The sequence below is a fragment of the Niallia circulans genome, assembly GCF_003726095.1.
Classification (GTDB): domain Bacteria; phylum Bacillota; class Bacilli; order Bacillales; family Cytobacillaceae; genus Niallia; species Niallia circulans_A.
Window position 1 is genome coordinate 731,393 of record NZ_CP026031.1, and the last position, 13,093, is coordinate 744,485.

Sequence of the window (13,093 nt, forward strand, 5' to 3'; positions counted from 1 at the left end):
AGGTCATGTTCTTAAAACGGTTAGATGTTATCGGTTTTAAGTCATTTGCAGATCGGATTTCTGTCGATTTTGTGCCAGGTGTGACAGCAGTAGTAGGACCAAACGGAAGTGGAAAGAGTAATATTACGGATGCAATTCGTTGGGTACTTGGAGAACAATCTGCAAAGTCTTTGCGTGGAAGTAAGATGGAGGATGTTATCTTTTCAGGTAGTGACTCAAGAAAAGCGGTTAACTTTGCAGAAGTAACGTTAACTTTAGAAAATGAAGATCATTTCCTGCCATTGGATTTCCATGAAGTAAGTGTGACGAGGCGTGTATATCGATCAGGAGATAGTGAATTTTTAATTAATAAACAATCTTGTCGTCTAAAAGATATTATTGATTTATTTATGGACTCGGGGCTTGGGCGCGAGGCATTTTCGATTATCAGTCAGGGAAAAGTCGAAGAAATTTTAAATAGTAAGGCAGAAGATCGCCGGTCTATCTTTGAAGAAGCAGCAGGTGTATTGAAATATAAAACTCGTAAGAAAAAAGCAGAAGGCAAGCTTGTAGAAACACAAGATAATCTGAATCGTGTAAATGACATATTACATGAATTAGAAAGTCAGGTTGAGCCACTAAAGATTCAAAGCTCAATGGCTAAAGAATATCTACATCATCGTGAAAATCTTGAATCGATTGAAGTAGCCTTAATGGTTCATGATATCGAAGAAGCGCATGAGCGATTTGAAGCTATTTCAAAGCAATTAGAAACATATAAACAAGAAGAACTAAAACTATCCTCCATGCTGCAAAATAAGGAAGCGAAGATGGAGGAAGTGAAAAATGAAGTTGCCGCTTTAGATGAATCGATTGATGATCTTCAACAAGTACTTCTTTTAGTGAGTGAAGAATTAGAAAAATTAGAAGGTCGAAAAGAAGTATTAAAAGAGCGAAAAAAGAATGCAACACAAAATCGAGATCAGCTTGAAAAGAGCAAAGTGGAGCTACAAGAAAGAGTAGAAACCCTTGTGTTGCAAAAAGAAGAGCAACAAAAGCTTGTTCATGAATTGCAAGCAGAGTCGAAAGCGATTGAAGAAACTTTAAAAGCTAATGAAAAAAATCTTGCTCTTTTTAATGAAAACCTAGAAGAAAAAATTGAGATGCTAAAAAGCGACTATATTGAGATAGTGAGTAATCAAGCAGCGGCAAAAAATGAATTGAATTCGGTTATTCAGCAACTAGAAAATCATGAAAAAAGAACGTCGCAGCTTGATGAAGAAAATGCTAATTTTACAAATGAACGTATGCATATTCAAGAAAAAAAGACTAAGTTTATGGAGAAATTAAAGGAACTTTCTGATGAACTGGAGAAATGGTCTAAACAATGGCAGGAAAAGCAAAGTCATTTTCAAGGAATAGAAGCAAAGGTTCAACAAGTCGAGAAGGCACTATATCAATCATACCAATATGCACAGCAGGCGAAATCACGTAAAGAAATGCTTGAGGAATTAGAAGATGACTATTCTGGATTTTTCCACGGAGTAAAGGAAGTACTTAAAGCTAGAGGGAAATCCTTACAAGGGATCAGAGGTGCAGTTGCGGAATTAATGCAAGTGCCAAAGGAATATAGTGTGAGCTTAGAGATTGCATTAGGTGGATCGATGCAGCATATTGTGGTGGAAACAGAACAAAATGGTCGTGAAGCAATCGCTTTTTTAAAAAAGAATGGGTTTGGACGAGCTACGTTTTTACCAATGAATGTGATTAAGGGAAAAACGCTTGCTGATTCCCAACTCCGATTAATTCAAGGGCATCCATCCTTTATTGGGGTTGCGGCAGATTTGATTAATTATGACAGTCAATATCGGGAAATTATCCGCAGTTTATTAGGAAATGTTGTGATTACGAAGGACTTAAAGGGCGCCAATGAGATGGCAAAAATTCTTCAATATCGTTCCCGCTTTGTAACGTTAGAAGGGGAGATAGTTAATCCTGGTGGGTCGATGACTGGTGGAGCGATGAAGCAGAAACAAGCTTCGATCATCACTAGAAAAGGCGAATTAGAAGAGCTTAAGAAAAAGATTTTTGAAATGGATAAAACATCTTTAAAGCTTGAGGAACAGCTGAAAAAAGGAAAAGCAGCATTGCAAGCAGAAGAATCATCGATAGAAGAAGCGCGCTTAAAGGTGGAAGATCTTCGTTTCCAAATTCAAACATGGAAAGATGACTTAAAAGAGGTGGAATTCGAAGAAAGAGCAATGAATGATAAATTGTCTCTATATGACCGCAATAAGGCCGATTCACATCAAGAGCAAGAGCTTCTGCAGCAAAGAAGAACTGTTTTGCAAGAAAAACTGGAACAGCAAAGTAAAAAGTTATCTGAATTGGATAAAGAGATTGCTTTAGTTACCGAGCAAAAAAATAAACAAACAGTTTCAAAAGAATCAGTCGTAAATACAATTAGTGATTTACGAATTCAATCGGCAGCTAAAAAGGAACAGCTCCGCCATGAAAAGGATAAGTTAGCAGCTATCATTCAAGAACATGAATCAACTGAAGAAAAGTGGGAGCTTGTCAAAGAGGACTTACGCTTGCTTTCTTCTGAAATGAGTAATTCTCATTCAGGGGAAGCGACATTAGAAGAAGCAGCAGAACAAAAATTGCAAGAAAAGCAAGAAACGATCCAGCTTATTTCTTTACGCAGAGAGGAAAGATTGCAAAAACAAATGCGCTTAGAAGAGCTGGAGCTGGAAACAAAGGAGCAGCGCAGGCTTCATAGAGGGATTGTTCAGGCACTAAAGGATGAAGAAGTTAAATTAAACCGTGTAGACGTGGAATTAGATACACGATTAACGAATCTACGCGAGGAATACTTATTAACGTATGAAGGGGCTAAGCTTGATTATCCTTTAACATTAGAAGTCGAAGAAGCCCGAAAAAAGGTAAAGCTCATTAAATTAGCTATGGAAGAACTAGGAACTGTAAATCTTGGGGCCATAGAGGAATACGAGCGAATCTCGGAAAGATACGAATTCCTTCTTGAACAAAAAACAGATTTAGAAGAAGCGAAGGATACTCTTTATCAAGTAATCGATGAAATGGATGAGGAAATGAAAAATCGATTTGAGCAGACTTTCGAAGGGATTAAAGCTCATTTTGAAACGGTATTCCAAAGCTTATTTGGCGGAGGAAGTGCCGATTTAGTCTTAACAAATCCAGAAGATCTTTTAAATACAGGAGTAGAGATCGTAGCCCAGCCGCCAGGGAAAAAACTTCAAAATCTAAGTCTTTTATCTGGTGGAGAAAGAGCACTAACAGCAATTGCTTTATTATTCTCTATTCTAAAAGTAAGACCAGTTCCTTTCTGTATTTTGGATGAGGTGGAAGCGGCATTGGATGAAGCAAATGTATTCCGATTTAGTTCCTATTTAAAACGCTACAGCCATGAAACACAATTTATTGTCATTACTCATCGCAAAGGGACAATGGAAGAAGCAGATGTTCTTTATGGGGTAACTATGCAAGAGTCAGGTGTTTCAAAGCTAGTTTCCGTTCGATTGAGCGAAACAAAGGAATTAGTTGCAAATGGATAATTCTTTTATAGTTAGTTAGAAGCCTAATACGCTTTAAAAAACACTATTTCTTATTTCAATTCCGAGGCCTATTACTCTGTAAAGTTAAGGCCTTGGAAACTTTTAATGTTTACTTATAAAAAGTTTTTACATGTACATAACCATATTTTGTAACGAAAGAGGGGATAATAATGAGCTTTTTTAAAAAGTTAAAAGAAAAAATGTCTCAGCAGACTACAACTGTAACGGAGAAGTTTAAAGAAGGTTTATCGAAAACGAGAAATAACTTTTCCGAAAAAGTGAATGAACTTGTGTCACGTTATCGAAAAGTAGATGAAGATTTTTTTGAAGAGCTGGAAGAAATTTTAATTGGAGCAGATGTTGGTTTCGAAACAGTTATGGAACTAATTGATGAGCTAAAAAAAGAAGTAAAAAGAAAAAACATCCAAGATCCAAAAGAAGTACAAGATGTAATTTCCGAAAAGCTAGTTGCTATTTATCAGAACGGGGAAGATCAATCCTCTACGATTAATATGCAAGCAGAAGGATTAACTGTGATCTTGTTTGTTGGCGTAAATGGAGTAGGGAAAACAACGACCATCGGTAAGCTTGCTCATAAGTATAAAGAAGAAGGAAAAAAAGTTTTGCTTGCTGCAGGCGATACCTTCCGTGCTGGAGCAATCGAACAGCTGGAGGTATGGGGAGAGCGCGTCGGTGTGGATGTCATTAAACATACAGAAGGCTCTGATCCAGCAGCAGTTATGTTTGATGCTGTACAGGCTGCTAAGTCTCGTCAAGCAGATATTCTTCTTTGTGATACAGCTGGAAGATTGCAGAATAAAGTCAATTTAATGAAGGAATTAGAAAAAGTAAAGCGAGTAATTGAACGAGAGGTCCCAGGTGCTCCGCACGAAGTTTTACTCGTGCTAGATGCAACTACTGGACAAAATGCATTAGTGCAAGCTAAAACATTTAAAGAAACAACAAATGTAAGTGGCATTGTGCTAACAAAATTAGACGGAACAGCAAAGGGTGGAATTGTATTAGCAATCCGAAACGAATTACATATTCCAGTTAAATTTGTTGGTTTAGGTGAGAAAATGGACGATCTCCAAAGCTTCGATCCAGAAAAATATGTCTATGGTTTATTTTCAAACTTAGTAGAGCAAAGCGAAGAGTAACAGTGAGTAGCTTGGAAAGATGTCGTTAAGGAAGCTTTACGACATCTTTTTTTGTAAATGAATGTTAAATTATTGCAAAGACGTAATAAAAATAAGGATAAGAAGAATAATAAAAGTAATATCTTTTTTTTCGGAGGGAAAACGTTTGATTATTCAAAGCGTTGTTTTGCTTATTCTTATTGGAGGCGTTGTCTTAACAGTAAAAGGCCATCTTGTTCAGCATCATGCTTATGCTCGACTAGGTGATTCCTTGCCAGCAAAAAAATTCACAGAAGCAGAAGGAGAAAATCTGCTCACGATAGAAGAAGAAAACCTATTTTTAAGCAGCTTATCAGGCCTGCGCATGAAAATAATTGGTGCAATTTTAATAGCGATTCCATCCAGTATCCTTATCCTTTTTCATTTAAACTAGCATATGTTCAAAGTTAGTTCAATTGCCTTTAAAGATTGAATGAAAGCGAAATGAATATTTTACAAAAATACTAACACTGATAATTATAAAACAATATTAAACTCAAACTTCTGTTAAAAGGTTAACAGAAGTTTTTTTATGCTTCCAAAAAAATAGCTTCCAATACATAAAACAATTCTAACAGTCTCTTCGTCTAATGAAGGAGAGGCAAGTATTAAGTAATATCCAAAAAACATATGTATAAAATGCTCTAAATAGTGTAAAATTACATTATAATATTTTTGGTATTTACTGTAGGGAGGAAACCACTGCCAATCGTTAATTAATTAGAACCAAAAAATAGAAAATGGGGGAAACAAAGTTTGCGAAAAGTAAAAAAAGTGATAATTATATGTTTTATCTTGTTATTGGCCACTACTTTTATTGTCAAAGAAGCAAATGCCGCTTCTACTGACACCATAAAAATCACAACAGAGGCTGGATTTGCTGGTAAGGTAATGGATGGAAAAGGATTTCAATTAAAAATTATACTGGAAAATAGTGGAGAAGACTTTAAAGGAGATTTATTAATTCCCTATTCTCCAAGCTATGAAGCGGGAGGACAAACATTAGTATCTGTCGATATACCGGCAAATAGTAAGAAGACCTATATGGCCACAATCCCTGGGATTTCTTCTGATACAGACTATGCTAACAAAAAGATGAAATTATATCGCGGAAGTTGGCAGAATGGCGATGAAGTAACTTTTACTGGAGTAAAAGAAGTGAGGGTAAATCTTATCCCTGAACAGGCTTTAGGTATACTTACTGATCAATATGATAAATTTAAAGATTTAAGAAAGCTGCCTAGTAATTCCATTTATACAACGGAAATGATCAAAGAAGAAATACCTGATCAGGCATTAGCGCTTGAAACAATAAGCTATCTGCTGGTTGATCAATTTTCACTGAGTGAATTAACGGATGAGCAGCAGCAAGCAATAAAAAAATGGATTGAAAATGGAGGTATTTTGATTACTGGTGCACAACCAAATGGAAAGCAAGCATACGGTCAGTTAGAAACATCGATGCCGCTAGCACTTGGCAAAAAAGAAGCTTTTTCCTTGGCGGTTCTAGACACAAAAAATAAACAGCAAGCGAAAATAGATGGTTATCAATCTACCTTAATAGAAGGCGCAGAAGCAATTGTTTTACATAATGACCAGCCGATTATGGCGAAAAAGGAGCTCGGTGAAGGAAAAATTATACAAGCTTCCTTTTCACTTAGTGATCCCAGTTTTCTTGGCTGGTCCGGATTTAATAGTTGGGTAGAAAAAATACTATTAGCTGAAAGTTCGCAGCATGCCAATAATTCTCAATATAACAGTAACCCGATTGGTGATCTTTATAATAGTTTTGTGCAGGCAAATGAATATTTCGAGAGCTCTACTATATCCACAAGTATCTTATTAATTATTTTGGCAGGTTATTTGCTCGTTATTGTGCCGATTTTATACGTTGTGTTAAAAAGAATCGACAAACGAGAGCATGCTTGGTGGATTATTCCGAGCTTATCGATTCTTTTATCGATTGCAGTGTTCCTAACGGGTGCAAAGGATAAAATAAGAAATCCGCAATTTAATGAAATGGGTGTCTATCAATATAGCAATAACTATTTATCTGGATATCAAGCTACAACTCTTTTATCGAATAAATCTGGTGATTTTACGTTAATGTATGATAAAAATTTGTATACTCCTATTCCTTTTGCAGGATATGGAGAATTACAGATGAAGGCCGTTACCAAGGAAAAAGTAAAAAAGAATGAAATGATTTTTCCGGATGTAGAGTATTGGTCCAGTCGTACTATGTACGGCAAGTCCAGTATCCCGGTAGAAGGTGGATTCAGTCATAAGTTTGAAACAACAGAAAAAGAGATTACTGGTTCCATAACCAATCATTTTCCATATGCTTTCTCCAACCTATTTATATGGTCGGGAACGGAAAAAATCGAATTAGGTTCGCTTGCTGCTGGAGAAACAAAAAAAATTAAGGTTTCTCGTAAGCATAAGTATTTTTCTAAACCATCTGATTCGAATCAAGGTTCCTATGTTTATGATTACAATGGAAATGATTTAAATGAATATAGAGAATTAGTTGCTTCAGGATTGGTGTTGAATACGGAGTATTTTAAGACTGTGACAACTGGAGATCCATTATTAATTGGAATTACAAATGAGGATATCATTAAGGTTGGTTTAACAAGTGGAAAGGTAACAAAGAACAGCACTAATTTAATAATGGAGCCTCTTACAATAGCCAATAATTTTCCTGGGCCTTTTACCTTGAATGAAGGAGATATGTACCAGAAACTAGCAGTAATTAAAGGAACTGTCTATAATCAGAATTTCCAAGAAAATGATTTTACGTTAGAAGATGGGGAGTATCTCTATACACTTGGAATTCCGAAATCTTATGAAGATAGCTCGATTGCTTTTGAATCTATTACGATACAAGCAAGCGGAACTCCAGGTGTGAAATACAGTATTTATAATAAACGCACAGGAAATTATGAAGAAGTAAAAAATCTTTTCAAATTGGAGAAACAAAAGATTGCCGACTATTTGGATGGAAATAGGAAAATTACGCTGAAGGTGAATAAAGCAACAAATGGTGACCCATACATGCAATTGCCATCTGTTAAGGTGAAAGGAGAGATAAAAGAATGATAGAAATTAAAGGTCTTTCCAAGAAGTATGGAAAGTTTACAGCACTTGAACCATTAGATTTACAGATTGAAGCAGGATGTGTGTTTGGGTTTGTCGGCCAGAACGGAGCTGGTAAATCTACGACCTTCTCTATTCTTGCTACTTTATTAGCACCTACTTCTGGAACAGCAACGATAAATGGGGCTGATATTATTAAACAGCCGAAAGAGGTTAGAAAACAGTTAGGATATATGCCTGATTTCTTTGGTGTTTATGATCAGTTAAAAGCAGAAGAATACTTAGATTTTTATGGTGCTAGCTATGGAATTTCAGCTGCGCAAAGAGAAAAGTTAATTCCGCAGCTGTTAGAGCTAGTAAATCTTTCTCATAAGCGAAAAGAATATGTTGATCTTTTATCGCGAGGAATGAAACAAAGACTTTGTCTTGCGAGAAGTTTAATCCATGATCCAGCAGTTCTTATTCTAGACGAGCCAGCATCTGGATTGGATCCACGGGCACGCATTGAAATGCGGGAGATTTTAAAAGAATTAAAGAATATGGGAAAGACTATTCTTATCTCTTCACATATCTTGCCAGAACTAGCAGAAATGTGTGATGTCATTGGAATTCTGGATCAAGGAAAATTAGTGGCACAAGGAACGGTTTCAGCTATTCAACAGCAATTACAGAGTGAAAAAATCATTAGTGTAAAAACATTTGATATACAAAAAACGATTGAATTTTTGGAGGAAAGTCCACGAATTTCAAAGATAGAAGTGCTGGAAGATGGCAAAGTAATTCAGTTCCTCTTTAAAGGTGGAGATAAAGCGCAGCAAGAATTATTAAAAACAGCGATTCAAAAAGAAATTCCGATTATTAGTTTTTCAGAAATGGAGAGCAATTTAGAGGATGTCTTTATGGAGATTACAAAGGAGGTTGAATTCTCTTGAAAGCTTATTTCATGAATCCAGTATTAAATAAAGAGTTAAAGCTACGTTTTCGTTCAGGAAAAACATTTGTCGGAATTCTGTTTTATCTACTTGCGCTTACCTTGCTGATGGTTGCTTTAATGTATGTACTCAGAACCTCGAGCCCAAATGGATTTTTTAAGCCGCAGGAGAGCCGCTTGATGTTTATGTTTTTGGCGTTTGTTCAATTAGGATTAGTTTTATTTATTACACCAGGACTGACAGGTGGGGTGATTAGTAGTGAAAGGGAAAGACAAACCTTAAGTATTCTTTTAACAACCACTCAAAGCAGCTTTACGATTATTCTCGGCAAATTGCTTTCGTCCATTTCGTACTTAGTACTATTAATTTTAGCAAGTCTTCCGATATACAGTTTTGTGTTTTTATATGGGGGGATTTCGCCAACGCAGTTAACACAAGTATTTTTCTTCAGTTTATTTACAATGCTTGTCATTGGCAGTTTCGGGGTTTTATTTTCAACCCTCATACGCAAAACAATTGTTAGTATGGTGACAACCTATAGTGTTGCGTTATTTATTGTGGCTGGAACGGCAGTTATTTCTCTTATTCTTTTTCAAATAGCGAATATTCATGCTGCTTCGACTCCTGCAAAAGTACCTTCTGTATACTTTAGTGCCATGTTTAATCCTGGTATTGTGCTAGCAGATATATTTGAACCAACTGTTTCTGAACAAATTAAAGAATTGACAGGCATTAAGTTTCCGATTTGGGCTGCCCATCTTATTACTTATTGTATTGTGATTGCATTGTCATTAACAATTAGTGTTCGTAATTTACGTGCTAATATGAAAAAGGGAAGTTGATAAGTTTATGGAAAATCTTCAGCAGTATAAGGAATTGCTCAAACCAGTAAGAAAATCTATTGCTAGAGAGTTGCTTGCAAAAGAGCTATGCCTATTACTAGCACTTTTAGGAGGAGGATTTCTCCTCCTTTCCATAATGGCGTATCTTTTTATTCTGCCTTTTTTGTTGTACTATCTCTTCGCGGTGTTTTGTGTTGGTGTTTCCATCTTTCTCATTCGCTTATGGAGAAAATGGCCAACAGAAAAACAAGCGGTAAAACTATATAATCAATTTGTTGCCGATGATTATGCAACGACGGCCTTTTCCTATCTACATAGTGAAGGTGCGGTCGAACAAGTAGTTGTAAAACAAGCGATAGCGCAAATGACAGAGAAACAATTAGCTGTATTAAGCCGAAAGAAAAGATATATTTATCCGAAATTTATTCTTTCAGGAATGGTATGTTTCATCATTTGTCTACTGTTACAGTTTTTTCCATCAGCTAATATGGAAGCTGCCAAGAAAAAAGAGAATGAGATAAAAACGATCGCTAAAGCGGAAAAGGAATTAGAAAAAGCGATAAAAAAAGAAACAGATAAACAGGTGAGAAAAGAGCTAAAACAAATCCAAAAGCAATTAGAAAAGAAGGAAACGGTAGAAAAAACCTTTGCAGAATTGGAAAAACAAGCGAAAGAGCTTCAGCTGCAAAAGAGAAAGATCCAAGAGAAAAGCAAGGAACGCCAACAGATAGAATCGATGCTGAATGAGACTGGTTTGAAGTCTCTCTCTAAGGCTATCTCAGAGAAAGATAAGGAAGCAGTACAGAAGGAATTACAAAAAGCAAACGAACAATATAAACGATTAACAGATCAACAAAAAGATGCTCTCAATCAATTGACAGGTGCAAATAAGCAATTATCAGAAGAGCAGTTTCAACAGCTATTAAAGCAAATGGATGAATTGCTGAGTAATGAGGAATTGCTGCAACAATTAGAAACTGTGCAAACAGAACTTGCTCAGGTTGGGAAGAAGCTGGAGGATGAAAGTCTAGCAAATGGAATAACGATCCCTAAGTCTCGTACGGTTGCCAAAGGCTCCAGTAATAATGATACAACTTCCTTAGGAGAGACAACTACCAGTGGTCAGCAAGGGAAGAATGATAAGGGCAATTCAACAAATGGAAATAATGATTCTTCCAGCTCAGGCAACGGTTCAGGCAATAGTAATGGATCAGGATCAGGCTCTGGAAATGGCTCTGATTCCAGTTCAGGTTCGGGTTCAGGTTCAGGCAATGGTGCTGGTGGATCAGGGAATGGGAATGGCTCAGGAGCTGGATTCGGAAGCGGTAGCAGAGAGTTATTAACAGTACCGGAAAAAGTGGTTGGAAAAGATAATGTCGAAGTGGATTCAGGTAAATTAGGCAATGGCAAGCAAGGTCAGATGACAGAAGGGGAGGGTCCAGTTTTAAAAGGGAATATTCGTCCGTATGAACAGGTATTTTCAGAATATGAAGCTTCTTACAGGGAAAGTACTTCAAGATATAAATTGCCAAATGACTTAGAAAATATTGTAAAGAACTATTTTACTGATATCAAACCAAATGAAAAGTAGGGGAAAAGATGGAAAAAGAACTAGTGGAACAGGATTTTATCCAAGCAGAGGCTTTGCTTAAAAAGGTGAAAGAGGAGATTGGCAAATTCATTGTCGGACAGGAAAAAATTACTGATGAGGTACTTTGGTGTATGCTGGCAGGTGGACATGTACTTTTAGAAGGGCTTCCAGGTCTTGGAAAGACGATGATGATTCGAACTATTTCGGAAGTCTTGGACTTATCCTTCGCGCGAATTCAGTTTACGCCAGATTTAATGCCGGCAGATATTACTGGTACGATGGTGCTGCAGCCTGATAATAAAGGAAAACAACAATTTCATTTTCATGAAGGACCTTTATTTAAGCATATTGTTCTTGCAGATGAAATTAACCGTGCAACACCGAAAACGCAAAGTGCTTTATTGGAAGCGATGGGGGAGAAAACAGTCACCATTATGGGGGAAACGAAAAAATTAGCAGCGCCATTTTTTGTTTTGGCAACACAAAATCCCCTTGATATGGAGGGAACTTATCCATTGCCGGAAGCTCAGTTAGATCGGTTTCTATGTAAATTGCATGTTACTTATCCGTCAAAAGAAGAACTAAAAGCCATTATTAAAAAGACTACTGGAACGGAGTCAACTGTATTAACGCGTGTTGCCTCTGTAGAGGATATTCTTCATTTACAAAGTCTTGTCAAACAAATTCTCGTTGCGGATGATATTTTAGACGTTGCTGTTAATATTGTTTCTGCCACTCATCCTGGTTCGGAGGATGCGACAGAATTAGGAAATAAGTATATTCAGGCAGGAAGTGGTCCGAGGGGACTGCAGTCCTTAGTAACCATGGCAAAAGCAAGAGCATTAGCTTCTGGAAGACTGCATGTCTCCATGGCAGATTTGCGTTATGCGGCACTACCAGTGTTTAGACATCGAATTTTGCTTAATTTTGAAGGGGAAATTGCGGGCGTTACGACTGATCAAATTATGGAAGATATTTTGGAAAAAACATTACGCATTGAAGTAGGGAAGGGACGATGAAGAACTATCATTCCTTATTAGCAAGAATGAATCGAAAAAGACTGCAAGTTTCGACGAAGGGTGCAGGAATGCAGAATGGTCGAAGAAAATCTCATATTCACGGAACCTCCTTGGATTTTGCTGATTATAAAATCTATCATCCTGGTGATGATATTCGCCAAATCGATTGGAATGTATATGGCCGAACAAATAAGCCATATATTAAAAGATTTCAAGATGAAAAGGAGATATCAGTTAGTATCTTCCTTGATGGGACAGCCTCAATGAAACAAATACCTTCCAAGTGGGAGCTAGCAAGAGAATTAGCGGCAAGCTTAGCTTATATCACATTATCACATGAGGATAGACTGAGTTTTTCTGTTGTTTCTACAAAGCATTCCTTTCATCGCAAAGGTTCGGTTCATAATAAACGAACCTTTTATGAGATTGTTGATGTGAAGGAGCAGACGATTAATGAAAGCTTCACACAATCATTAAGCAATTCTATAAAAGCGCCGACCCAAATGATTATTTTGATAACAGACGGTTTAGAAGCTTTGTCATTATTTGAGGAAAGTTTTAAACGGTTAAAATATCGCAATCAGCAAATATGGCTGATTCAATTACTAAGTGAGAGCGAGATTCATCCGAATCTATCTGGTGACATACAATTAGTCGATAGTGAAAATGGAAAAACCGTGGATGTAAGTCTAAATAGCTCGATTAAAACACTTTATAGAAAAAGACTCGATCAGCATAATCAAGAACTAGAAGTTCTTTGTGCCACAAATGGTATCCGTTATTGCCAAATCAGCGATAAACTAGATATCCAAACGATTATTTTACGAGAACTGGCGTTTGCTGGATTGGTTCAATAA

The 13,093-nt window shown here is 36.7% G+C and carries 9 protein-coding genes; all 9 read left to right on the forward strand.

What is annotated here, in order from left to right; all coding sequences use genetic code 11:
• Positions 1-5: 5 nt before the first annotated feature.
• The 9 genes from smc (at position 6) to C2I06_RS03345 (ending at position 13,093) form a co-directional block, all read left to right on the forward strand.
• Positions 6-3,575: a chromosome segregation protein SMC gene (smc, locus tag C2I06_RS03305; RefSeq protein ID WP_095329149.1), complete on the forward strand. Its 3,570-nt coding sequence runs from the start codon at positions 6-8 to the stop codon at positions 3,573-3,575.
• A gap of 170 nt (positions 3,576-3,745) precedes the next feature.
• Positions 3,746-4,735 (forward strand): signal recognition particle-docking protein FtsY, encoded by a 990-nt coding sequence (gene ftsY, locus C2I06_RS03310; protein WP_047939970.1) that lies wholly within the window; start codon positions 3,746-3,748, stop codon positions 4,733-4,735.
• Between the two features lie 145 nt (positions 4,736-4,880).
• On the forward strand, positions 4,881-5,147 hold the full coding sequence (locus tag C2I06_RS03315) for a hypothetical protein (protein WP_123257442.1): 267 nt from the start codon (positions 4,881-4,883) through the stop codon (positions 5,145-5,147).
• 362 nt (positions 5,148-5,509) lie between these two features.
• Positions 5,510-7,855, forward strand: coding sequence for a hypothetical protein (locus C2I06_RS03320; protein ID WP_123257443.1), 2,346 nt, complete (start codon positions 5,510-5,512; stop codon positions 7,853-7,855).
• Positions 7,852-8,784 (forward strand): ABC transporter ATP-binding protein, encoded by a 933-nt coding sequence (locus C2I06_RS03325; protein WP_095329152.1) that lies wholly within the window; start codon positions 7,852-7,854, stop codon positions 8,782-8,784. The genes C2I06_RS03320 and C2I06_RS03325 overlap by 4 nt, the downstream gene beginning before the upstream one ends.
• Positions 8,781-9,626, forward strand: coding sequence for an ABC transporter permease (locus tag C2I06_RS03330; protein WP_095329153.1), 846 nt, complete (start codon positions 8,781-8,783; stop codon positions 9,624-9,626). Before C2I06_RS03325 ends, C2I06_RS03330 begins: the two co-directional genes overlap by 4 nt.
• A 7-nt stretch (positions 9,627-9,633) precedes the next feature.
• Complete coding sequence (locus C2I06_RS03335; protein WP_123257444.1) at positions 9,634-11,217, forward strand: hypothetical protein; 1,584 nt, start codon at positions 9,634-9,636, stop codon at positions 11,215-11,217.
• Positions 11,218-11,225: 8 nt separating this feature from the next.
• Positions 11,226-12,236, forward strand: a complete 1,011-nt coding sequence (locus C2I06_RS03340) for an AAA family ATPase (RefSeq protein ID WP_123257445.1) — start codon at positions 11,226-11,228, stop codon at positions 12,234-12,236.
• Entirely contained in the window at positions 12,233-13,093 is an 861-nt protein-coding gene (locus tag C2I06_RS03345; protein WP_123257446.1) for a DUF58 domain-containing protein, read from the forward strand. The genes C2I06_RS03340 and C2I06_RS03345 overlap by 4 nt, the downstream gene beginning before the upstream one ends.